The organism is Streptomyces sp. NPDC045968, from assembly GCF_056430475.1.
In genome coordinates this window covers 7,559-30,860 of record NZ_JBWKLF010000018.1, presented here as the reverse complement: position 1 = coordinate 30,860, position 23,302 = coordinate 7,559, and the positions used below count along the sequence as shown (strand labels likewise).

Sequence of the window (23,302 nt, the reverse complement as noted above, 5' to 3'; positions counted from 1 at the left end):
CCATAAACGGTATGGATGATGTGCATCCACACAATCGATTTCCCTGATCAGGTGGCGCGGGTCCAGATTAGTCACACCGCACTCAGGAGGTCATGTTCGTGAAACCCGCATCCGTACCGGCCCTGTTCGCGGGGCCCTTCGCACTCGGTACGCTCTCGGCCGCCGAGGGGCCCGCCTTCCCCGCCCTGGTCACGCCCGACGGTCAGGTGCTGGACCTGCGCGCCGTCCTGAGCGATCCGGCACCGGACGTCCGCGGTCTGCTGGAGCGCTGGGACGACGTACTGCCCCGGCTGCACGAGCTGGCCGCCGAGCGGACGGTGGTCCGGTGGCCGCTGTCGGAGTTCCGGGTCCACGCGCCCGTCGAGCCGCGCCAGGTGTTCCAGTCCGGGGCCAACTACCGCCAGCACGTCATCGACCTGCACGTCGCCCACCGGGACACGTCCGACGGGCGTTCCGACGAGGAGGCCCGGGCCGAGGCCGCGGAGATCATGGACCGGCGGGCGGCCGAGGACCTGCCGTACGTGTTCACCGGCCTGCCGAGCGCGATCACCGGGCCGTACGACGACGTGGTCCTGCCCTCGTGGGCCGGGAAGCCGGACTGGGAACTCGAACTCGCGGCGGTGATCAGCAGGCCCGCGTACCGCGTGACGGCCGAGGAGGCGCTGGATCACGTCGCCGGGTACACGATCGCCAACGACCTGACCGACCGGGCCACGGTCTTCCGCGGTGACATGCCCCGGATCGGCACCGACTGGCTGCGGTCGAAGAACGCCCCGGGGTTCACTCCGCTGGGCCCCTGGATCGTCCCCACCGCCTCCGTCGGCGACACCGGCGACCTGCGGATCACCCTCGAACTCAACGGTGAGGCCAAGCAGGACGAGTCGGCCTCGGACATGATCTTCTCGGTGGCCCGCCTGGTCTCGTACGTCTCGCAGAGCGCCCGTCTCCTCCCCGGCGACCTGGTGCTGACGGGTTCGCCGGCCGGCAACGGCATCCACTGGGGGCGGCTGCTGCGCGACGGCGACGTCATGGACGCCTCCATCACCGGTCTCGGCGCCCAGCGCACCCGCTGCGTGGCGGAGGCGAAGTGACGCCGGACCGCACCGATCCCGAGGGCGCGATCGCCCGGTCGGCCGCGCTCCACTCGAACTGGGGGCGCTGGGGCGAGGACGACGTGCTGGGCACGCTGAACTTCCTCGACGAGGAGAAACGACGCGAGGCCGCGGCGCTCGTGCGGCGGGGCGTCAGCTTCTCGCTGGCCCAGAGCTTCGACATGAACGGCCCGCAGAAGGGCTGGCGGCGGCGCACCAACCCGGTGCACACCATGCTGGACACCGGTTCCGACGCGGCACTCGGCCTCCAGGGCTTTCCGCACGGCCTCGGCGGCGCCGACGACGTGATCACCATGCCGCTCCAGTGCTCGACCCAGTGGGACGGCCTCGGCCACATCTTCGACCACGGCAGGGCGTGGAACGGACGCGACGCGGCGAGGACCGTCACCTCCGAGGGCGACCTGGTCACCGGCATCGAGCACATGGCCCCTTACGTCGCCGGGCGCGGAGTCCTCCTCGACGTCGGCCGCGTCCTCGGCACCGGGGGCGAGCTGCCCGACGGATTCGCCGTCACCGGGGAGCACCTGACCACCACGGCCGCGGCGCACGGGGTGACCGTCGGGCGCGGCGACCTCGTCCTCGTACGCACCGGACAGCTCACCCGGGCCCGCCGCGAAGGCTGGGGGGAGTACGCCGGAGGGCCGGCGCCCGGCCTGTCGTTCACCAGCGCCGGCTGGATGCACGCCGCCGAGATCGCCGCGATCGCCACCGACACCTGGGGTTTCGAGGTCCGGCCCAACGAGTTCGACCACGCCTTCCAGCCCCTGCACCAGGTCGCCATCCCCCACATGGGTCTGCTCATCGGTGAGATGTGGGACCTGGACGCGCTGGCCGCCGACTGCGCGGCCGATGGCGCGTACGCGTTCTGGCTGACCGCCGCACCCCTGCCCATCACGGGGGCCGTCGGTTCCCCGGTCAACCCGATAGCCGTCAAGTGACAAGCGGAACAAGGGAGTTCCCCGTGACCGGTCTCAGAACCGTATTGGTGGTCGGCGGCGGCGCAGCGGGCAACGCCGTCACGATCCAGCTCCGCAGGGCCGGCATCGCCGTGGAGCTGATCGAGGCCAGGGACGACTGGAACGCCACCGCGGGTTCCGGCATCACCCTCCAGGGCAACGCCCTGCGCGTCCTGCGCACGCTGGGCGTCTGGGACGCGGTGCGGGCGTCCGGCTTCGGCTTCGGATCGGTCGGCATCACCGCCCCGGACGGCACCGTCGTCCATGAGCAGCGCGACATCCGCAGTGGTGGTGACGATCTGCCCGCCACCGTCGGTATGCAGCGCCCCCAGTTGCAGCACATCCTCATCGACGCCGTCAGGGCGAGCGGCGCGACGGTCCGGCTCGGTGTCACCGCCGAATCGCTGGAGCAGGACGCCGACGGCGTGTCCGTACGGTTCAGCGACGGCAGTGAGGGCCGGTACGGCCTGGTGATCGCCGCCGACGGCGTCGGTTCCGCCACCCGCGCCGCCATCGGAATCCGGGAGAAGCCCGAGCCGACCGGCATGGCGATCTGGCGGATCACCGCCCCGCGCCCCGCGGGTGTGGTCCGCACCGATCTCACCTATGGGGGCCGCGCCTACATCGCCGGCTACTGCCCGACGAGTGACTCGACCCTGTACGCGTACGTCGTCGAGGCCAACCGGGACCGTGCCGCGATCGCCCCGGAGTCCTTCGCGGACGAGATGCGCGCGCTCACCGAGGAGTACGGCGGCTTCTGGCGTGAGATCACCGCGCACATCACCGACCCGGAGAAGGTCAACTACACCTGGTTCGACCGGATGCTGGTGGAGGGCTCCTGGCATCGCGGCCGGGTGATCCTGGCCGGTGACGCGGCGCACTGCTGTCCGCCCACGATCGCCCAGGGCGCCGCGATGTCCCTGGAGGACGCCGTGGTCCTGGCCGAGCTGCTGACCGGCTCCGGCACCTGGGACGACGCCCTCCTCCAGGCGTACTACGAGCGGCGCGTACCGCGCGTACGGGCCGTCGTCGAGGCGTCCGTGCGGATCGGGCAGTGGCAGCTCGACGGTGTCCGCGACGCGGACGTACCCGGCCTGATGGGCCGCACCATGACGATGCTCAGGGAACTGCCGTGACCACCATCCCCACCGTGGACGTGCACGCGCACGTCCTGCTGCCCGAGATCGACGAGCTGGTCGCGGGGCTGCCGGGCCTGGCCGGAGCGAGGGCGCTGGACGCCCGCCGCAACGGTCCGGCGGCGCTGGCCGTCAACGGCCCGATGATCGGTGAACGCGTCCCCCGCCTGACCGACCCCGCCGTCCGGCTGGCCGCCATGGACGCCCAGGGCGTGGACGTACAACTGGTCAGCCCCTCCCCCTCCCACTACCACTACTGGGCGGACGAACAGACCGCCGAGAAGGTGTACCGGCTGGCCAACGAGGCGACGGCGGCGCACCGCGCCACCGCGCCCGACCGGCTGCGGGGTCTGGGGCTCGTCCCGCTCCAGCATCCCGCGCTCGCCGTCGAGGCGCTCGGACACGCCCTGGAATGCGGGCTCCTGGGGGTCGAGATCTCCAGTCACGCCCCGGGGCGCGAACTGTCCGACCCGGCGTACGAGCCCTTCTGGTCCCGGGCCGAGGAGACCGGTGCGCTCCTCTTCCTGCACCCCTTCGGGTGCACGCTCGACGAGCGCCTCGACCGGTGGTACCTGTCCAACACCGTGGGCCAGCCCACCGAGAACGCCGTCGCGCTGTCGCACCTCATCTTCTCCGGCGTCCTGGACCGGCACCCCGGTCTGACGATCGTCGCCGCGCACGGCGGGGGCTATCTGCCCACCCACATCGGCCGCAGCGACCACGCCTGGAGCACGCGCTCCGACGCGGGCGCGGGCTGCGCCCACCTGCCCAGCAGCTATCTGAAGCGGCTGTACTTCGACTCGCTCGTCCACGACCCGGCCGTCCTGCGGGAGCTGGTCCGGGCCGCCGGGGCCGACCGGGTGCTGCTCGGTTCCGACTTCCCCTTCGACATGGGCAGCGCGGACCCGGTCGCCGCGCTGCGGGCCGCCCGGCTCGCCGAGGCCGACTTCCACGCCGTCCGAGGCGGCAACGCCGCCGCACTCCTCCGGAAGGACTGACACCATGCGCCTGCTCACCCACCTGCGGCACGTCGACCTGGCGGTGCCCGACTACGACAAGCAACTCGACTTCTACGCCGGCGTCTGGGGACTGACCAAGGTCTGCGAGGACTCGGGGATCTCGTTCCTGGCCGCCGAGGGCTCCCCCGAGCAGTACGTCGTACGGCTGCGCAGGGCCGAGGAGAAGCGCCTCGACCTCGTCTCGTACGGGGCCGCGAACGCCGCCGACGTGGACACCCTCGCCGAGCGGCTCCTCGCCGGGGGCGTGCGGCTGGTCTCGCGGCCGGGCGGCGTCGACACCCCAGGTGGCGGCTACGGCTTCCGCTTCTTCGACGTCGACGGCCGCACCATCGAGGTCTCCGCCGACGTCGAGGTGCGCCGGCACCGGAAGATCGAGGAGAAGGAGGCCATCCCGGTCAAGCTCTCCCACGTCGTCCTCAACTCCCCCGATCTGAACCGCACCCGACAGTGGTACGAGCAGCACCTCGGCTTCGCACTGTCCGACACCCTCAGCTCACCGCACATGGGCGAGGTCATGCACTTCATGCGGATCAGCAACCAGCACCACTCGATGGCCATCGCCCAGGGGCCGCACACGGCGCTGCACCACGTCTCCTTCGAGATGCGCGGCATCGACGAGTACATGCGCGGCTCGGGCCGGGTGATGCGGGCCGGCTTCCGCAAGATCTGGGGCCCCGGACGCCACATGGCGGGCGACAACACCTTCACGTACTTCCTCGACCCGCACGGCAACACCGTCGAATACACCACCGAGCTCGAAGAGCTCGACGAGGACACCTGGCACCCGCACGTCTACGACTTCTCCCGGCCCGAGGTCACCGACCAGTGGGGCACCGCCAACGCGATGAACGAGATCGTCGCGAAGGAATCGTTCAACGACCCCGACCGCGGCTGCTTCGTCGCGCCGCCCGTCTGAGGAGTCCTCATGCGCTTCGCCGCCTACGAGTACCGCGGTCAGCACCATGCGGCCGTCGTCGAGGACGACGGCACGCTCCATCCCGTTCCCGGCGTCCGTTCACCGGGTGAGCTGGTCCGTTCCGGTGACGGTCTGCGCGCCCTGCTCGACCTCGGGAGCGCCACCCTGGACGCCCCCGCGGGACCGCATGTGTCCGAGGTGCGTCTCCTGCCGCCGCTGCGGCCGGCGACCATCCGGGACTTCGTCACCTTCGAGGAACACGTGGAAGGGGTACGCCGGTCGGTCAGCGGCGAATCCGGTGTTCCCGACGAGTGGTACGCGGCTCCGACGTTCTACTTCACCAGCCCCCACACGATCTACGGGCCGCACGACGACATCCCCGTGCCGCCCGGTTCGGCCGCGCTCGACTTCGAACTGGAGGTCGCCGCCGTCATCGGCCGCGAGGGCCGTGATCTCACCCCCGAGCGCGCACGTGACCACATCATCGGTTACACCGTCTTCAACGACTGGTCCGCCCGCGACATCCAGTCCGCGGAGATGCGGGTGGGTCTCGGCCCGTGCAAGGGCAAGGACACCGCCTCGACGCTCGGCCCCTGCCTGGTGACCGCCGACGAGCTGGAGCCGTACCGCGACCCGGAGGGCTTCCTGCGCCTCGCCCTGACCGCCGAGGTCAACGGGGAGGTCGTCGGCAGCGACCTGCTCTCCCACATGAGCTGGACCTTCGAGGAGATGACCGCCTACGCCTCCCGGGGCAGCCGGGTCGTCCCCGGTGACGTCCTCGGTTCCGGAACCTGCGGCAACGGCGGGTGCCTGGCCGAGCTGTGGGGCCGGCGGGGGGAACGTACGCCGCCGCCGCTCGTGTGCGGGGACACGGTCACCCTCACCGTCGAAGGCATCGGCACCGTCTCCAACAGGATCGTGGCGGGCAGCGAACCCGTACACATCCCCGCCGCCCGTCGCCGCCCCCGGGGCGGCCGACCGCGGTGACGCCTCGCCCGGTCGTACGGTCCAGCACCGCCGGGCCGCGGGCCTGAACCGGTCCGGGTCGCCCCGGTCGGCTGCCATATGTGCGGATTAAACCGCACGGCGGCGAGGTTATGCCTGGTCGGAACCGATTCGCGGAGATGGATCGGGCGGACGTGGAGGCACGGCTGTGCACGGTGAGTACAAGGTTCCCGGCGGCAAGCTCGTCGTGGTCGATCTGGACGTCGAGGGCGGCGCGTTGCGCGACGTGCGCGTGGCGGGGGACTTCTTCCTCGAACCCGACGAGGCCATCCTCGCCATCGACGCCGCCCTGGAGGGCGCCCCGGCGAACACCGGCACCGCCGGGCTCGCCGCCCGCATCGAGGCGGCGCTGCCCCCGTCCACGGTGATGTTCGGGCTGTCGGCCGAGGGCGTGGCCGTCGCCGTGCGCCGGGCGCTCGCGCAGGCCACCGAGTGGAGCGACTACGACTGGCAGCTCGTCCACGACGCCCCGCAGTCCCCGGCCCTGCACATGGCGCTCGACGAGGTCATCACCGCCGAGGTCGCCGCGGGCCGCCGTCCGCCGACCCTCCGGGTCTGGGAGTGGGACTCCCCCGCCGTGATCATCGGCAGCTTCCAGTCGCTGCGCAACGAGGTCGACCCCGCCGGCACCGACCGGCACGGGGTCTCCGTCGTCCGTCGCATCTCCGGCGGCGGCGCCATGTTCGCCGAGCCGAGCAGCACCATCACCTACTCCCTCGCCGTACCGCAGTCCCTCGTCTCCGGCCTCTCGTTCGCCGACAGTTACGCGTATCTCGACGACTGGGTCCTCGAAGCGCTCGGAGACATGGGCATCAAGGCCTGGTACCAGCCCCTCAACGACATCGCGACCGACATCGGGAAGATCGCGGGAGCTGCCCAGAAGCGCGTCGTGGGCCCGGACGGCGGCCCCGGCGCCGTGCTGCACCACGTGACGATGTCCTACGACATCGACGTCGACAAGATGCTCGACGTCCTGCGCATCGGCAAAGAAAAGATGTCCGACAAGGGCACCCGGAGCGCGAAGAAGCGCGTCGATCCGCTGCGCCGGCAGACGGGGCTCCCGCGTCAGGCCGTCATCGAGAACATGATCGAGTCGTTCCGCAGGCGCCACGGTCTCACCCGGGGCGCGGTGACCGCCGGGGAACTGACGCGGGCGGAGGAGCTCGTACGCACCAAGTTCGGTACGGCGGAGTGGACGGCCCGGGTGCCGTAGCGTGCGCGGCACATATCCTCGCCCGGGCACGCCGAACGCAGGACGGAAGAGGACGGGAACCGTGGCGGACAGAAGCAGGACCGGCTCAGCGGCCACGGACAGCGGTTCGGGTACGCCCGCCCCGGTCCCGCTCAGTGCGCAGGCGCGCGAGGCGATCCTCCGTCGCATCGTCGACCGGCGGTACGCGCAGGGCGCCCGCCTCGTCGAACGGGAGATCGCCGAGGAGCTGAGCATGTCCCGCGTCCCGGTGCGCGAGGCGTTGCGCGCACTGGTCACCGAGGGGCTCCTCGAACTGCTCCCGCACAGCGGCGTACGCGTACGCCGCCTGGACCGCGGCGATGTGGAGCACCTGTACGAGGTGTGGGAGCCCCTCGCCGTCCAGGCGTCGCGGCTCGCGGCGCGGGCATCGGCGGCGGGCGACACCGAGGGGGCCGCCGCGCTGGCGGCGGCCCTCCGGCAGGCCGAGTCGGCGGCAGCGGCGGATGAGGGGGCCCGCGAGGTGGCCGCCCACACGGCGTTCCACGAGGGCGTCGTGGCCATGTCGGGCAACCCGCTGCTCGCCCGCACCATGGAGCAGCTGAGCTGGCAGCTGCGGCTGCTGTTCGGCATGCGCGAGGAGCCGGCGCACATGCGGGCCCAGCACGCCGAGATGTACCGGCACATCACCAACGGAGACGCGGAGGCCGCTGCCGCGAGCACGCTGCTGCATGTGCGGGACAGCAGGACGGTCGCCCTGCGCTCCCTCTTCGGCACCGACTGACTTCTTCGTATACCAAGGACGTGAAAAGTTCGCTCCCGTCCACCCTCGCTGGCCTTTTCCTTGCCTGTGACGGGTGCTTGGTATACAAAATGGCGGAGGCGTCGCCGCGCCCTCGACCCCCGCCCCGCCGAAGGAGTCCTCATGCAGCCTTCCTCGCACTCCCCCAGCGCGCTCTCCCGCCGCACGATGCTGGCCGGAGCCGCCGCGCTCGCCGGCAGCACGGCCGCGATGACCGCCACCCCCGCCCACGCCCACTCCCCGGCCGCGCCCGCCGCGTCCGGAGCGTCGGAGCGCGGCGCCAGGACCGTGGTCTTCCGCAATGTGCGCCCGTTCGGCGCGGCGAAGCCCACGGACCTCGTGGTCGTCGACGGCCGCGTGGCCGACGGCCCGGCGCCCCGTGGCGCGAAGGCCGTCGACGGCGGCGGCCGGATCGCGCTCCCGTCCCTCGTCGACGCGCACATCCACCCCGACAAGACGACCTGGGGCGGCTCCTGGGTGTCGCGGCGCCCGGCGAACGGCATCGCCGACTACGTCGAACAGGACGTGGAGCTGTTCCGCGGCCAGCGCCGCCCTGTCGCGGAACGCGCGTACGGCCTGATGGCCCACGCCGTCACCCGTGGCACGCGGGCGATGCGCGCCCACGCCGACGTGGCCCCGGCCTACGGACTGGCCGGGGTGGAGGGCGTGGCGCAGGCCCGTGAGCGGCTGCGCCACGCCCTCGACGTCCAGATCGTGGCCTTCCCGCAGCACGGCGTCATCCGTACACCGGGCACGGCGGCGCTGCTGGAGGAGGCCGCGCGCAAGGGCACCATCGACATGATCGGCGGCATCGACCCGATCGGCTTCGACCAGGCACTCGACGAGCAGCTCGACCTCGTCTTCGGCATCGCGGACCGCCACGGCATCGGCGTGGACATCCATCTGCACGACCGCGGAGAGAAGGGGATGAAGGCGATGCGGGGCATCATCGACCGTACGCGCGCCCTGTCCCTCACCGGCAAGGTCACCGTCAGCCACGTCTTCTGCCTGCCGGAACTGACGGACCGTGAACTGGGCTCGATAGCAGCCGACTTGGGCGATCTGGACATCTCACTCACCACGGTGGCGCCGTCCGACTCGCTGGTGCTGCCGATCGCCAGGCTGCGCGAGTACGGCGTACGGGTCGGACTCGGTTCCGACGGGGTGCGCGACTCCTGGAGCCCGTTCGGCAACGCCGACATGCTGCACCGTGCGCATCTGCTCGGCTGGGTGACGGACGTACGTCTCGACGAGGAGCTGACGGACTGCTATCGCGTCGCGGCCCACGGCGGCGCGGAGGTCATGGGCCTCGGCCACGCGGATCTCGCACCCGGCGCACCCGCCGACTTCGTCCTCGTCCGGGGCGAGTGCCTGCCCCAGGTCGTCGTCGACATGCCCCGGCGCGACCTGGTCGTGCACGGCGGGGTCGTCGTGGCGCGCGACGGCGTGTTCCTCGACTGAGACCGACGCACGCCGCAGGACACGTACGTCGGCCGCAGAACGCACGACCGCCCCGGCCGGGCAGAAAGCCGGCCGGGGCGGAACGCTGTGCGGGGACCGGTGCCGGGTCAGCCCAGCGTGGCGATCGCCTGGTTGAACGTGGCCGACGGGCGCATCACGGCCGCGGCCTTGGCCGGGTCGGGCTGGTAGTAGCCGCCGATGTCGACCGGCGAGCCCTGCACCGCGATCAGCTCGTCGACGATGGTCTGCTCCTGCTCGGTCAGCGTCTTGGCGAGCGGCGCGAACGCCTCGGCGAGCTTGGCGTCATCGGTCTGCCGCGCCAGCTCCTGGGCCCAGTAGAGGGCCAGGTAGAAGTGGCTGCCGCGGTTGTCGATGCCACCGAGCTTGCGGCTCGGCGACTTGTCCTCGTTGAGGAAGGTGCCGGTCGCACGGTCCAGCGTGTCGGCGAGGACCTGGGCGCGCGCGTTGCCCGTGCTCGTCGCCAGGAACTCGAAGCTGGCCGCGAGGGCGAAGAACTCGCCGAGGCTGTCCCAGCGCAGGTAGTTCTCCTTGACGAGCTGCTGGACGTGCTTGGGGGCGGAGCCGCCGGCACCCGTCTCGAACAGACCGCCGCCGTTCATGAGCGGGACGACGGAGAGCATCTTCGCGCTCGTGCCCAGCTCAAGGATCGGGAACAGGTCCGTGAGGTAGTCACGGAGCACGTTGCCCGTGACGGAGATGGTGTCCTCGCCGCGGCGGATGCGCTCCAGGGAGAAGGCGGTGGCCTTCACCGGGGACATGATCTCGATCTGCAGACCGTCGGTGTCGTGGTCGGCCAGGTACGTCCTGACCTTCTCGATGAGCTTCGCGTCGTGTGCGCGGTCCTCGTCGAGCCAGAACACGGCCGGGTTGCCGGTCGCGCGGGCGCGGGTGACGGCGAGCTTGACCCAGTCCTGGATCGGCAGGTCCTTGGCCTGGCACATCCGGAAGATGTCACCGGCGCCCACGGCCTGCTCCAGCACGGCGTTGCCGTCGGCGTCGACGACCCGCACGGTGCCCGTGGCGGGGACCTCGAAGGTCTTGTCGTGGCTGCCGTACTCCTCGGCCTTCTGCGCCATGAGACCGACGTTGGACACCGAGCCCATCGTGGACGGGTCGAAGGCGCCGTTGGCACGGCAGTCGTCGATCACGACCTGGTAGACGCCCGCGTAGCTGCTGTCCGGCAGAACGGCGAGGGTGTCGGCCTCCTGGCCGTCCGGGCCCCACATGTGACCGGAGGTGCGGATCATGGCCGGCATGGAGGCGTCGACGATGACGTCGCTGGGGACGTGCAGGTTGGTGATGCCCTTGTCGGAGTCGACCATCGCCAGGGCGGGGCCCTCGGCGAGCTCGGCCTCGAAGGACGCCTTGATCTCGTCGCCCAGGTGGGGCACCGAGTCCAGGCCCTTGAGGATGCCGCCGAGCCCGTCGTTCGGGGTCAGGCCGGCCGCGACGAGCACCTCGCCGTACTTGGCGAACGTCTTCGGGAAGAACGCGCGGACGACGTGACCGAAGATGATCGGGTCGGAGACCTTCATCATCGTGGCCTTGAGGTGCACCGAGAAGAGGATGCCCTCCGCCTTGGCGCGGGCGATCTGCGCGGTGAAGAACTCGCGCAGCGCCGCCTCGCGCATCACGGCGGCGTCGATGATCTCGCCGGCGAGCACGGGGACCGACTCGCGCAGGACGGTGGTCTTGCCGTCGTCACCCACGAGCTCGATGCGCAGGGTGCCGGGCTCGGTGACGACGACGGACTTCTCGGTGGACCGGAAGTCGTCGACACCCATGGTGGCCACGTTCGTCTTCGAGTCGGCCGACCAGGCGCCCATGCGGTGCGGGTGCGCCTTGGCGTAGTTCTTGACCGAGGCGGGGGCACGACGGTCGGAGTTGCCCTCGCGCAGGACGGGGTTGACCGCGCTGCCCTTGATCTTGTCGTAGCGCGCGCGGACGTCCTTGTCCTCGTCGCTCTTCGCGTCGTCCGGGTAGTCCGGAAGCGCGTAGCCCTGCGCCTGCAGCTCGGCGATCGCGGCCTTCAGCTGCGGGATCGAAGCCGAGACGTTCGGCAGCTTGATGATGTTGGCGCCGGGAGTCTTGGCCAGCTCGCCGAGCTCGGCGAGTGCGTCATCGATACGCTGACCGGCTTCGAGGCGCTCCGGGAAACTGGCGATGATCCGGCCCGCCAGGGAGATGTCACGGCTTTCCACCGCGACACCGGCCGTCGAGGCGTACGCCTCGATGACGGGCAGGAACGAGTACGTCGCCAGGGCAGGGGCCTCGTCGGTGTGCGTATAGATGATGGTCGAGTCAGTCACCGGGTGCTCCGCTCCACGTCTGCAACATTGCTTGACATCAAGATATCTCCTAGCCGGTCCCCTCTCCACAGGGCCCCGCCCCCGTTCTCGCGCGGGGCCGTCACCTGCGACGGGGTTCGACCAGTCCGGCCTCGTACGCGAAGACGACCAGCTGCGCCCGGTCCCGGGCGCCGAGCTTGATCATGGCGCGGCTGATGTGGGTCTTGGCCGTGAAGGGACTGACCACCATATGGGCGGCGATCTCCTCGTTGCTCAGTCCACGGGCGGCCAGCGCGGTGACCTCGCGCTCCCGGCGCGTGAGGATCTCCAGGCCGGGGGCGGTCGCACGGTCGGGGGGCCTGGCGACGAACTCGCCGATCAGCCGGCGGGTGATGGCGGGCGAGAGCAGGGCGTCGCCGCGCGCGGCGACCTTGATGGCGTGGAGGAGCTCCGCGGGCTCGGTGTCCTTCAGGAGGAATCCGGCGGCGCCCGCGCGCAGCGCGTCGAAGACGTACTCGTCGAGCCCGTAGTTGGTGAGGATCACGACGTGCACCGCGGCGAGCCGGGGATCGGCGGCGATCTCGCGGGTGGCTTCGATGCCGGTCATCACCGGCATCTGTACGTCGACCAGGGCGACGTCGGGGATGTGGCGACGGGCGAGCTCCACGCCCTGGCGGCCGTCCGCGGCCTCTCCGACGACCTCGATGCCCTCCTCCGCGTCCAGCAGCGCCCGGAATCCGGCCCGCATCAGGGCCTGGTCGTCGACGATCACCACCCGGACCGGGTCCCTGCTCATCCGGTGACCACCCGCCCGGCCGGTTCCGCGCCGGTCAGGGGAAGCTCGGCACGGACCGAGAAGCCTCCGGCGGCCCGGGGCGCGGCGACGAGGGTGCCGCCGAGCGCGGTGACACGTTCGCGCATGCCGGTCAGCCCCGTGCCCGGGGTGATGGTGTCGCCGGGCCGGCACGGCCCCTGGTCGTCCACCGAGACGACGAGACTGCTGTCCGTGTAGCGGAGCCGGACGGTCGTGCCGGCCCGGTCGGCGTGGCGGGCGACATTGGTGAGGGCCTCCTGCACGATGCGGTAGGCGGCCCGGTCCACGTCCGCGGGCAGCGGCCGTGCGTCGCCGTCGGCCGTGACGGCGAGCGCGATGCCCGCCGCGCGGGCCCGCTCGGCCAGCTCGCCCATCCGGTCGAGGCCGGAGCCCGGCTCCGCCACGTCCGTACGCAGGACCTCCAGCGTCGCGCGCAGCTCCCGCATCGCCTCGCCGCCGGCCTCCTGGATGGCGAGGAGTGCGGGCTCCACCTCGTCGCCCCGCTTCCGGGCGAGATGGACGGCAACTGTGGCCTGGAGCTTCACGATCGAGATGGAGTGGGTGAGGGAGTCGTGCAGCTCCCGGGCGATGCGCAGCCGCTCCTCGCCGGCCCGGCGCAGCGCGGTCTCCTCCCGCGTGCGTTCGGCGTCCAGGGCACGCTGTTCGGTCTGGCGCAGGTAGGCCTGCCAGTTCTTGTCGATGAGGCCGGTGACCCCGGCGCACAGGAACCAGCCGAGCAGGAGCACGCTCCGCTCCACGGTGTCCTGGAGGCCGGGCGCGGTGGCGAGGAGGACGAGGACGTAGCCGAGGAGGAAGAGACCGCCCGCCGCGACGGCCTGCGCGCGGTACCCGCTGCGCGCCGCCGCGTGCACGGCGACCAGCACGGGGAAGACCGCCCAGGTGCCGGGGTGCGCGTGGAGGACGTACGCGAACACGCAGAGGGTGGTGACGGCGAGCACGGCGCGCGGGGCTGTGCGGTGCCCCGCCAGCGCGAGTGAGCCGACAGCGACGAGCAGCAGGTCCAGGGCGCCGGGCGTGGACGCGGCGACGGCCGCGAGAACGACCGCCGTAGCGATCGCCGCGGCCAGTGCCGCGTCCAGCAGGTGCGTCCGCAGGCCGATGTCCCCGTGCATGAGCCGCACCCTAACTCCCTTACGGCGCACGGCGCGTCATCCTGGGAGACCGGTCCGGCGCTACTCCCCGCGGAGTAGTCGCCGCCCCGGGACGTCGGTCCGGCGCAGCGCCGAATGCCTTCCGGTGTACGACGACCGGGGCCGGGTCCGGGAGCGAGCATCGTCGCCATGACCGGACACTTCCGATACACCTCGCCCCGCCCGCCGAAGTCCGCGACCGGAGTGGTCGCGGACGTCTACGCCCAGCTGGCCACCGACTTCGGGATCGAACGCGCCTCCACCTTCGTCGTCCTGTCGGCCTCGCCGCCCCTGCTCACCGCGACCTGGGCGCTCGTCCGCGAATCCCTGCTGGCCGGACACGTCTCCCGTACGGACAAGGAGGTGGTGGCGGCCGGGGTGTCGCTGGCCAACCGGTGCCCGTTCTGCGTGGTCGCGCACACCGTGCTGCTGCACGCCACGGGTGACCACCGGCTGGCCGAGACGATCGGCCGGGGCGGGCTGCCCGACGATCCCGGTCACCGTGAACTGCTCGCCTGGGGCAAGGACATGAGCCTTCCGCGGCCGTTCCCGGCGGGGCACGCGCCGGAGCAGATCGGGACGGCGCTCGCGTTCCACTTCGTCAACCGCGTCGTGTCGTCGCTGCTGACCGAGGACATGCTGCCCGGAGGCGCCCAGAAGTACCGGCTGGTACGGAGCGCCGCGGGCCGGTCCCTGGCCCGCACCGTCCGCCGGGAGCTGCGGCCGGGCGCGAGCCTCGTGCTGCTCGAAACGGAGGGTGCGCAGCCCGCCTGGGCCGCGGGCACCGCCGTCGGTACGGCCTTCGGGGCGCTGCGTACGGCCGCTCACCAGGGGGCCGGCCTGCTGAGCGCCGAGGACGCCGCGTTCGTACGGGAATCGCTGGCCGGCTGGGACGGCTTCACGCCCCTTCCGCTCTCCGGCGCGGAACTGCCGGACCGGGCGGAGCGGCCCGGCGCCCGGCTCGCGCTGCTCGCGGCCCGGGCTCCCTACCGGATCACGGACGAGGACGTGGCGGCCTGGCACGTGCCGCCGTTCACCGATCACTGTCTCGTCCATCTGATCGCCTTCGGCGCGTTCTGTGCCGTCGAGCGCGTCGAAGCGGGGCTGGCGGCCCACGCGCGACCGCTGTGACGCGATGCGGGCCGGGTCCGGGGTGTGCTGCCGCGGGCGGGCGTGGGTGGTCAGCGCCCGTCGCCCTTCCTGAGCCCGGGCCCGCCCTGGACCGGCGGCCGGTGCTCGAACCAGCGGCGGTCGGCCTCCAGTTGGGCGGCCAGCGAGATGAGCTTCTCCTCGCTGCGGGAGGGGCCCAGCAGCTGGGCGCCGATCGGCAGGCCGTCGCCGGTGAAACCGGCCGGCACGCTGATCCCGGGCCAGCCGAGGACGTTCCACGGCCAGGCGTACGGACAGGCCGCCGCCATCGCGACATCGGTGCGCCACGCGCTCAGGCGGTCGAACGCGCCGATGCGGGGCGGCGGCGCCGCGGTGGTCGGGGTGAGCAGTACGTCGAATCCTGACGCGTCGAAGAGGGCGCCGATCCGCCGGTGCTGGCGCACTTCGCGGGCCCGGGCCGCCCGCACCACCCGTCCGCCGAGGCGGGTACCGGTGCGCAGGGCGCTGCGGGTGCGCGGGTCGAGGAGCGCGGGTTCGGGGTGGAGTGCGGCGAGTTCGGCGATCCCGGCGGTGGCGCGGGGGACGAAGGAGAGGCCGATCAGCCCGTAGCGGGGGCGGGCCTCCTCCACGTGGTGGCCCAGGCGTGCCAGGGTCTCGGCCAGCGCGGAGACGGCCCGGTGGATCTCGGGGTGGGGCGCCGTGCGCGTGAGGGTGAGCGGGGGCCGGAAGGCGACGGCGATGCGCAGGATGCCGGGGTCGCGGTGGGCGGCGGCCGACGCGCCGACGGTGGGCGGGCGGTGCGGGTCGTCGGGGTGCGCTCCGGCGACGGCGTCCAGCAGGAGAGCGGCGTCGGCGACGGTACGCGCGAGGGGGCCGTTGACCGTGAGTCCCTGGAACGCGTCGCTCTGCGGGTGTACGGAGATCCGGCCGCGCTGCGGTTTGATGCCGACGAGGTGGGTCCAGGCGGCGGGGATACGGACCGAGCCCGCGCCGTCCGAGCCGAGCGCGGCGGGGACCAGACCGGCGGCGACGGCGGCCGCGGACCCGCCGGACGAACCGCCGGGCGTGTGGGCGGTGTTCCACGGGTTACGGGTGACGCCGAACGCCGGCCCCTCGGTGAACGCCCACTGCCCCAGCTCGCAGGAGTTCGTCTTGCCGACGACGACGGCCCCGGCGGCGCGCAGTCTGCGCACCGCCTCGCTGTCGGAGGCAGCCGGGGCCCGGTCGCCTTCGCAGCCGAAGTAGGTGGGCATGCCCGCGACATCGGTGTCGTCCTTGACCGCGACCGGCACACCGAGCAGCGGCAGCCGCTCCCCCGCCGCGAGACGGCGGTCGGCCGCGGCGGCCTCGGCGTGCGCGGCTTCGGGGCGCAGCTGGCGGAAGGCGTTGAGGGTGGGCTGCGCCGCCTCGATACGGGCGAGCGCCGCGGCGACCAGCTCGGCCGATGTGGTCAGTCCGTCCGCCAGACGGCGTGCGCTCTCCGCCAGGCCGCTCGTGTCTGCTGAGGGCATGGGCCGACGCCTCCTCGTATTGGCTTACTGGAGGGTAACCACGGCGGGGCGGCGCGCTCAAGCATGCGGCCGGACTGTCAGTGCGCGTTGCTACCTTCGGCAGCACACATGATCGAGAGGACGGTGGAGTCGGTGGGACCGGAGTTCGAGGGGGAGTTCGAGACGCACCTGACGGTGCGCCCGGTGCCTGGGCCCGACAGCGCGGAGGGGAACGGGGACCGGCTGGACCGCTGGGCTCTGCGCAGAGGGCTGAAACTCACCCGCATCGTCCTGGACCGCGGCGCCGTCCCCGACCAGCCGATGCTGACGGAGCGCGGCACGGGCACGCTGTCCGATCAGCGGGAGGCCGCGGGCCGTCGCAGGGCCGAGCTGGAGGCGGCGGGCTTCCCGGTGATCCGGGTGAAGATCGAGGCGGCTCCGTGGAACGAGGACGTGCCGGGCACGCCCGCCGCGGCACGGGAGCTGGACGGCATGCTTCCCGGCTGCCACTTCGAACACCACGTCAAGCTGGTGCTGTCCGGCGGGGATCAGCTCGTGGCGGCCCGGGCGGTGGCAGAGCTGCACGGGGCGCATCTCTCGCGCAACGCCCGTCGCGCGTACGAGGGGCGGCACGAGCGGTTCGTGACGCAGCGCTGCCGGGCGGTGGGGCGCCCGGAGGCGCGGGCCCGTCTCGACGCGCTGCTGGCCGGGCTGTCGGCCGCCGCGCTGGAGGCGGTGGAGGCCGAGGAGGAGTTCGTGGTGTACGACGACTGCCCCGCGGTGGACGCGGGCTGGATCAACGAGCGCGAAGAGGTGACCGTATGAACGCGTCGGGGGAGAACACCTCCACCGCGGGGCCGGCGGCGAAGAGCCCGTTCGACCGTGCCGCTCCCGGCGAACCGGTCTTCGCGGACCCGGCGCTCGCCCCCCGCTGGCAGGCCGCCCACAGGGCGGTGCGGGACCACGCGCTGCGGCTGGTCGCCGGGGCGCCGTGGGGAGCGGGGCTGGTGCTCCGAGGCAGCCTCCCGGTCCAGGTGTGGGTGGGCGAGGCCGCGCGGGAGCCCGGCGATCTGGACTGGGTGGTGCTGGGCGCACCCGTGGACGTCCACGAGGAGGTCGTGGAGGCGCTGCGGACCGGCCCCGCACTGCCCGCCGGCATCCGGATCGACCCCTCCGCGGTGACCGAGGACGCGGAGTGGACGGTCCGGGAGTACCAGACGGACGGCATACGCCTCCTGATCCCGTGGGAGGCCGAGGGGCTGCCGCCCGGCGTGCTGCGCATGGACTTCGCGTACGACGAGGACATGCCCGAGGCCCCGGTGCGGCTCGACTGCCCGCGCGGCGACGGGGGTCCGCCCACGGCGATATCCGCCGCGAGTCCCGGGCTGTCGCTCGTCTGGAAGCTGATGTGGCTCGCCGAGGACTGGGACACCGAGGGGAAGGGCGCGGGGAAGGATCTGTACGACGCGATGCTGCTGGCCGAGCACCCGCCGACGTCCCTCACCCCGGCCCACCTCCAGATCCTGGAGAGCGAGGTCGGGCGCTGGTTCACGCCCGACTCGGTGCGTCACCTCGAGGTGGAGTGGGACGCGTTCCACACCGCTCACCCCTGGGTGGACGGCGACGCGGCGCAGACGGCCGGGCGGCTGGAGCGGGCGCTCACCCGGCTCTTCGAGAAGGCCCGGGCCCCGCGCTGATGCCCGCCGCGCGTCCGGCCCCGGGCCGACGTACCCTCGAAGGCACGGATCGCACGCCTGAGCACGGCCCTGACCAGGGCTTTCCTAAGGAGGCGACGTGACCGGACAGCGCATGGCGGCCCGGCTGGCGGCAGGCTCGGCCATCGTCGTCCTCGCCGTCACGACGGGCGGCGCCGGGGCCCGGGCGGACGACGACATCGAGTCGCTCCCCGCCCAGCAGATCGCCGACCGCTCCCGTGACGCCCTGCTCGACGTCGACTCCCTGCGGCTGACCTCCAAGGGCGACCTCGGCGAGGGCAAGCCCCCCATGACCGTGGATCTCACCCTGGACCGGGACGGGAACTGCCGGGGCGGCGTGGACCTCGGCGACGACAAGGGCGCGGTCGAGATCGTCAAGCGGGGCGGCACGGTGTGGCTGAAACCGGATTCGGCCTTCTGGAAGAACCAGGTTCCGGTCGGCGGGACGACCTTCGAGGCGATTCTCGACGGCCGGTACATGAAAGGCGAGGCGGACGACCCGCGTCTGCGGAGCGTCACGGAAGCCTGTGACCTGGACACCTTGCGGGAGCTGATCACCGACAACGCGGACGGGGGCGGGGGGACACTCACCAAGGGCAAGAAGACGACGATCGGCACCACTCCCGTCATCCCGGTCACCAGGACCGGGGGCGGCGAGAAGCTGACGCTGTACGTGGCCACGGAGGGCAAGCACTATCCGGTGCGCCTGACCGTCCGGAGTTCGTCGGCGGACGCGGTCGTGGGCTTCTCCGGCTTCGACAGGCCGGTGCCCACGGCCACGCCGTCCGAGGACGAGACCGTCGACGTCACCGCCCTGCTGGGGCGGACTCCCGCTCCGGTCTGAGACCGAGGCCGAGGAGGGTGTAGAGCACCAGCGAGGACGCCAGCCCGACCGCCCAGCCGTAGTCCGCGAGCGGCTTCAGGAACGGGATCAGTCCGTCGGCGGGGAACGGCCCCTTGCCGGGCGCCGAGTGGGAGCCGCCCACCGCCAGGACGCCACCGAGGGCGAAGGCGGCGACGGCCCGCCAGTTCCAGCCGTTGGTGTACCAGTAGCGGCCGCCGGGGCGGTACAGGTCGGCCAGGTCCAGGACGGTGCGGCGGATGATCCAGTAGTCGGCGATCAGGATGCCCGCCACCGTACCGAGCAGCCCGCCGACCAGGCCGAGCCACGTGAAGATGTACAGCTCGGGGGTCTCGGTCAGCTTCCACGGCATGATCAGGACACCGATGATTCCGGTGATCAGCGCGCCGGTACGGAAGCTGATGAACTTCGGCGCCAGATTCGCCAGGTCGTACGCGGGTGACACCACGTTCGCCGCGATGTTCACGGAGATCGTCGCGACCAGGACGGTGATCAGTCCGAAGAGCAGCCCGAAGACGTTGTCGGTCCTGGCGACGAGCTGGACCGGGTCCCAGACGGGCGCCCCGTAGACCGCCTGCGAGCCCGAGGTCACGAAGACGGAGAGCAGCGCGAAGAACGTCATGGTCGTCGGCAGTCCGAGCGACTGCCCCCAGAGCTGGGCGCGCTGGCCCGCGCCGAAGCGGGTGAAGTCGGGGATGTTCAGCGAGAGCGTGGACCAGAACGCGATCATGCCCATCAGTGAGGGGAAGAAGACCGGCCAGAACTCCTTGCCCCAGCCGAGCGCGGACGGCTGGTCCAGGAGCGGGCCGAAGCCGCCCGCCTTGACGGCGATCCAGACCAGCAGGACCACGGCGCCGACGATGACGAAGGGCGCCGCCCAGTTCTCGAAGCGCCGCAGGGTGTCCATCCCCCGGTAGATGATGGCGAGTTCGAGAGCCCAGAACAGCGCGAAGCAGAGCCAGAGCGTCCATGGCTGGCCGCCGATCCCGGAGGCGTTCGCCCATCCACCGAAGATCTTTCCGAGCAGCGTGAAGATGCCGACGCCGCCGATCCAGGTCTGGATGCCGAACCAGGCGCAGGCGACGGCGGCCCGGATCAGGGCGGGCAGATTGGCGCCGCGCAGGCCGAACGAGGCGCGCGCCAGGACCGGGAAGGGAATGCCGTACTTGGGCCCGGCGTGACCGGTGAGCAGCATCGGGGCGAGGACGATCACATTGGCCAGCGCGATCGTCAGGACGGCCTGTTTCCAGTCCATCCCGAGGGCGACGAGCCCCGAAGCGAGCAGCCAGGACGGGATGTTGTGCGCCATGCCGACCCAGAGGGCGGCGAAGTTGTACGTCGTCCAGCGGCGCCGTTCGAGCGGGACGGGCAGCAGGTCCTGGTTGACGAAGCGGGGATCGTCGGGGACGGCGCCGGGGGCCAGCTCGACCCGGCCCGACGGGTCGGGTGCCTGGTCGGGTATCCGGTCGTGCTCCGGTGCGGGTGGGACGGTCGATGTCATGGCGGCTGGACCCTTCGCTCGGGGACGGTGCCGTGCGGGGCGGGGGGTTGTGTGTGCAGCCGGGGCGGGGGCGTGCTCGGGTCAGCCGGACAGGGCGGGGATGATCTCGGAGCCGTACGCGTCGATGGTCGCTTCGCGCGCGTCGTGCATGTTGTAGACGGCGAACTGGTCGACGCCCAGGTCACGCAGGACCCGCAGCTTCTCGATGTGCGCCTCGGCCGGGCCCAGCAGACAGAACCGGTCGACGATCTCGTCGGGCACGAAGGCGGTGTCCGGGTTCCCGGTGCGGCCGTGGTGGCTGTAGTCGTAACCCGACCGCCCCGCGATGTACGCGGTGAGCGCCTCCGGTACGAGCCCCGAGTGCTCGCCGTACCGCGAGACGAGGTCGGCCACGTGGTTGCCGACCATGCCGCCGAACCAGCGGCACTGCTCGCGCGCGTGGTCCAGGTCGTCGCTCACATAGGCCGGGGCGGCCACGCAGATGGTGACGGCGTCCGGGTCCCGGCCGGCTTCGGCCGCCGCCTCCCGTACCGCTTTGACCATCCACTCGGTGAGGTACGGGTCGGCGAGCTGGAGGATGAAGCCGTCGGCCTTCTGCCCGGCCAGGGCGAGCGCCTTGGGGCCGTACGCCCCCATCCAGACCGGCAGCCGGCCGTCCTTGACCCAGGGGATCTGCACGGGCTGGCCGTCGACGGTCGCCTCGCGCCCCTCGGCCAGGTCGCGGATGACGCCGATCGACTCACCGAGGCGGGCCAGGGTGTTGGGTTTACGGCCGGCGACCCGCATCGCCGAGTCGCCCCGCCCGATGCCGCACACCGTCCGGTTGCCATACATCTCGTTGAGGGTGGCGAAGGTGGAGGCGGTGACCTCCCAGGTACGGGTGGAGGGGTTGGTGACCATCGGGCCGACGATCAGCCGCTCGGTGTGCTCCAGAATCCGGCTGTAGATGACGAAGGGTTCCTGCCAGAGGACCGTCGAGTCGAAGGTCCAGCCGTAGCGGAAGCCGTTGCGTTCGGCACGGCGCATGAGTCCGACGACGGCCGACGCGGGCGGGTCGGTCTGGAGGACGAGTCCGAAGTCCATGACAGGTGCTCCTAGTCCAGGTACTGACACGTGGCGCGGGGGGTGTACATGCCGTGCCCGGCGTGGCCGGTGAACTTCCGTCCCTCGATGACGGGTTCGCCGCGCGAGAGCACGGTCTCGACCTGGCCGGTGAGCCGCTTGCCCTCGTACGCCGAGTAGTCGACGTTCATGTGGTGGGTCTCGGCGGAGATGGTCTGGGTGGCGTGCGGGTCGTAGATGACGACGTCCGCGTCGGCTCCCGGGGCGATCGTGCCCTTCTTCGGGTAGAGGCCGAACATCCTGGCCGGTGACGCGCAGGCGATCTCGATCCAGCGGCGGCGGGTGAGGTGACCGTCCACGACCGCCTGATGGAGGAGGTCCATCCGGTTCTCCACGCCCGGCATGCCGTTGGGGATCTTCGAGAAGTCGCCGCGGCCCATCTCCTTCTGGCCGGAGAAGCAGAAGGGGCAGTGGTCGGTGGAGACGACCTGGAGTTCGTTGTTCCGGAGACCGCGCCAGAGGGCTTCCTGGTGCTCCCTGGGCCGCAGGGGGGTCGAGCAGACGTACTTGGCGCCCTCGAAGCCGGGCTCGGCGAGGTTGTCGGTGGAGAGGAACAGGTACTGCGGGCAGGTCTCGCCGAAGACGGGAAGTCCCTTGTGGCGGGCGGCGGCGATCTCGGCGACGGCCTCGTCGGCGGAGACGTGGACGATGTACAGCGGCGCTCCGGCGACCCGGGCGAGCTGGACGGCCCGGTGGGTGGCCTCGGCCTCCAGCGCGACCTTGCGTACGTCGCCGTGGTAGCGCGGGTCGGTGCGGCCCCCGGCCAGCGCCTGTTCGACGAGGACGTCGATCGCGATGCCGTTCTCGGCGTGCATCATGATCAGGCCGCCGTTGTTCTCGGCCCGCTGCATGGCGCGCAGGATCTGGCCGTCGTCACTGTAGAAGACGCCCGGATAGGCCATGAACAGTTTGAACGAGGTGATGCCTTCCGCTACGAGAAGGTCCATCTCCTTGAGCGAGGACTCGTTCACATCGGAGAGGATCATGTGGAAGGCGTAGTCGATGGCGCAGTTGCCGTCGGCCTTCGCGTACCAGGCGTCGAGTCCGCCCCGCAGACTGCCGCCCACGCTCTGGATGGCGAAGTCGACGATCGTGGTGGTGCCGCCCCAGGCGGCGGCCCGGGTGCCGGTCTCGAAGGTGTCGGCGGCGAAGGTGCCGCCGAACGGCATCTCCATGTGCGTGTGCGCGTCGACTCCGCCCGGAATGACGTACTTCCCGGTGGCGTCGATGGTCCGGTCCGCGGTCCAGCCGGCGGCGGCTTCGGTGCCGTGGGCGGCGAGGGCCGCGATGCGCCCGCCCTCGATGAGCACGTCGGCGTGGATTTCGTCGGACGCGGTGATGACGAGGCCGCCGTGGATGACGGTGCGGCTCATGTGCCCCTCCTCGCGGTGGCGGAATGGGTCTACGCACGTAGACAGGGTGCGTGGTGAAGAACGTAGAAGTGGGTTGCCCACTGTGGCAATACCGCTGCTGCCAACGGCTGAAGACGTTTCTGTTTCCGGTACGGCGTACCCCACCGGCCCAACGCGCCCCAGGGCACGCGGGCGCGGGGGGGGGGGGGGGGGGGGGGGGGGGGGGGGGGGGGGGGGGGTAGGGGGGGGGGGGGGGGGGGGGAGAGATAGGGGAGGGGGA

The 23,302-nt window shown here is 71.8% G+C and carries 20 protein-coding genes; 13 read left to right on the top strand and 7 right to left on the bottom strand.

Translation table 11 applies throughout. The features are described from left to right. Positions 1-92 precede the first annotated feature (92 nt). The 9 genes from AC07FA_RS33150 to AC07FA_RS33110 all read left to right on the top strand — a co-directional run bounded on the left by AC07FA_RS33150 (position 93) and on the right by AC07FA_RS33110 (position 9,596). On the top strand, positions 93-1,091 hold the full coding sequence (locus AC07FA_RS33150) for a fumarylacetoacetate hydrolase family protein (protein ID WP_479080053.1): 999 nt from the start codon (positions 93-95) through the stop codon (positions 1,089-1,091). Next, complete coding sequence (locus tag AC07FA_RS33145; RefSeq protein WP_479080052.1) at positions 1,088-2,050, top strand: cyclase family protein; 963 nt, start codon at positions 1,088-1,090, stop codon at positions 2,048-2,050. The genes AC07FA_RS33150 and AC07FA_RS33145 overlap by 4 nt, the downstream gene beginning before the upstream one ends. Positions 2,051-2,073: 23 nt before the next feature. Continuing rightward, complete coding sequence (locus tag AC07FA_RS33140; RefSeq protein WP_479080051.1) at positions 2,074-3,204, top strand: FAD-dependent oxidoreductase; 1,131 nt, start codon at positions 2,074-2,076, stop codon at positions 3,202-3,204. Then, on the top strand, positions 3,201-4,202 hold the full coding sequence (locus tag AC07FA_RS33135; protein ID WP_479080050.1) for an amidohydrolase family protein: 1,002 nt from the start codon (positions 3,201-3,203) through the stop codon (positions 4,200-4,202). Before AC07FA_RS33140 ends, AC07FA_RS33135 begins: the two co-directional genes overlap by 4 nt. Positions 4,203-4,206: 4 nt before the next feature. Beyond that, positions 4,207-5,139, top strand: a complete 933-nt coding sequence (locus AC07FA_RS33130) for a VOC family protein (RefSeq protein WP_479080049.1) — start codon at positions 4,207-4,209, stop codon at positions 5,137-5,139. 9 nt (positions 5,140-5,148) lie between these two features. Next, complete coding sequence (locus AC07FA_RS33125) at positions 5,149-6,126, top strand: fumarylacetoacetate hydrolase family protein (protein ID WP_479080048.1); 978 nt, start codon at positions 5,149-5,151, stop codon at positions 6,124-6,126. Between the two features lie 166 nt (positions 6,127-6,292). Continuing rightward, positions 6,293-7,357: a lipoate--protein ligase family protein gene (locus AC07FA_RS33120; RefSeq protein ID WP_479080047.1), complete on the top strand. Its 1,065-nt coding sequence runs from the start codon at positions 6,293-6,295 to the stop codon at positions 7,355-7,357. 61 nt (positions 7,358-7,418) lie between these two features. Beyond that, positions 7,419-8,117 carry a GntR family transcriptional regulator gene (locus AC07FA_RS33115; RefSeq protein ID WP_479080046.1) on the top strand — a complete coding sequence of 233 codons (699 nt, stop codon included), beginning with the start codon at positions 7,419-7,421 and terminating at the stop codon, positions 8,115-8,117. A 141-nt stretch (positions 8,118-8,258) separates the two neighbouring features. Beyond that, positions 8,259-9,596, top strand: coding sequence for an amidohydrolase family protein (locus AC07FA_RS33110; RefSeq protein ID WP_479080045.1), 1,338 nt, complete (start codon positions 8,259-8,261; stop codon positions 9,594-9,596). Between the two features lie 107 nt (positions 9,597-9,703). On the opposite strand, the gene AC07FA_RS33105 is transcribed toward AC07FA_RS33110, so the two are convergent. The 3 genes from AC07FA_RS33105 to AC07FA_RS33095 form a co-directional block, all read right to left on the bottom strand. Beyond that, on the bottom strand, positions 9,704-11,926 hold the full coding sequence (locus AC07FA_RS33105) for an NADP-dependent isocitrate dehydrogenase (RefSeq protein ID WP_479080044.1): 2,223 nt from the start codon (positions 11,924-11,926) through the stop codon (positions 9,704-9,706). A 100-nt stretch (positions 11,927-12,026) separates the two neighbouring features. Then, entirely contained in the window at positions 12,027-12,701 is a 675-nt protein-coding gene (locus tag AC07FA_RS33100) for a response regulator (protein WP_479080043.1), read from the bottom strand. Beyond that, positions 12,698-13,852, bottom strand: a complete 1,155-nt coding sequence (locus tag AC07FA_RS33095; protein WP_479080042.1) for a sensor histidine kinase — start codon at positions 13,850-13,852, stop codon at positions 12,698-12,700. The genes AC07FA_RS33100 and AC07FA_RS33095 overlap by 4 nt, the downstream gene beginning before the upstream one ends. A 168-nt stretch (positions 13,853-14,020) precedes the next feature. Between AC07FA_RS33095 and AC07FA_RS33090 the strand changes: the two genes are divergently transcribed. Then, on the top strand, positions 14,021-15,001 hold the full coding sequence (locus AC07FA_RS33090) for a carboxymuconolactone decarboxylase family protein (RefSeq protein WP_479080041.1): 981 nt from the start codon (positions 14,021-14,023) through the stop codon (positions 14,999-15,001). 50 nt (positions 15,002-15,051) lie between these two features. On the opposite strand, the gene AC07FA_RS33085 is transcribed toward AC07FA_RS33090, so the two are convergent. Beyond that, a complete protein-coding gene (locus AC07FA_RS33085; protein WP_479080040.1) occupies positions 15,052-16,491 on the bottom strand; it encodes an amidase in 1,440 nt (479 codons plus the stop codon). 108 nt (positions 16,492-16,599) lie between these two features. On the opposite strand from AC07FA_RS33085, the gene AC07FA_RS33080 reads away from it, so the two are divergent. The 3 genes from AC07FA_RS33080 to AC07FA_RS33070 all read left to right on the top strand — a co-directional run bounded on the left by AC07FA_RS33080 (position 16,600) and on the right by AC07FA_RS33070 (position 19,029). Further along, complete coding sequence (locus tag AC07FA_RS33080) at positions 16,600-17,295, top strand: hypothetical protein (protein WP_479080039.1); 696 nt, start codon at positions 16,600-16,602, stop codon at positions 17,293-17,295. Beyond that, positions 17,292-18,167, top strand: coding sequence for a nucleotidyl transferase AbiEii/AbiGii toxin family protein (locus tag AC07FA_RS33075; protein WP_479080038.1), 876 nt, complete (start codon positions 17,292-17,294; stop codon positions 18,165-18,167). The genes AC07FA_RS33080 and AC07FA_RS33075 overlap by 4 nt, the downstream gene beginning before the upstream one ends. 97 nt (positions 18,168-18,264) lie before the next feature. Beyond that, a complete protein-coding gene (locus AC07FA_RS33070; RefSeq protein ID WP_479080037.1) occupies positions 18,265-19,029 on the top strand; it encodes a hypothetical protein in 765 nt (254 codons plus the stop codon). On the opposite strand, the gene AC07FA_RS33065 is transcribed toward AC07FA_RS33070, so the two are convergent. The 3 genes from AC07FA_RS33065 to hydA all read right to left on the bottom strand — a co-directional run bounded on the left by AC07FA_RS33065 (position 18,992) and on the right by hydA (position 23,043). Then, positions 18,992-20,548: an NCS1 family nucleobase:cation symporter-1 gene (locus AC07FA_RS33065; RefSeq protein WP_479080036.1), complete on the bottom strand. Its 1,557-nt coding sequence runs from the start codon at positions 20,546-20,548 to the stop codon at positions 18,992-18,994. The two genes, AC07FA_RS33070 and AC07FA_RS33065, sit on opposite strands and share 38 nt — an antisense overlap. Positions 20,549-20,629: 81 nt before the next feature. Further along, the gene (locus tag AC07FA_RS33060) at positions 20,630-21,631 is read right to left on the bottom strand and encodes a TIGR03842 family LLM class F420-dependent oxidoreductase (RefSeq protein WP_479080035.1); all 1,002 of its coding nucleotides are present in this window, start codon (positions 21,629-21,631) and stop codon (positions 20,630-20,632) included. A gap of 11 nt (positions 21,632-21,642) precedes the next feature. Beyond that, complete coding sequence (gene hydA, locus AC07FA_RS33055; RefSeq protein WP_479080034.1) at positions 21,643-23,043, bottom strand: dihydropyrimidinase; 1,401 nt, start codon at positions 23,041-23,043, stop codon at positions 21,643-21,645. Positions 23,044-23,302 lie beyond the last annotated feature (259 nt).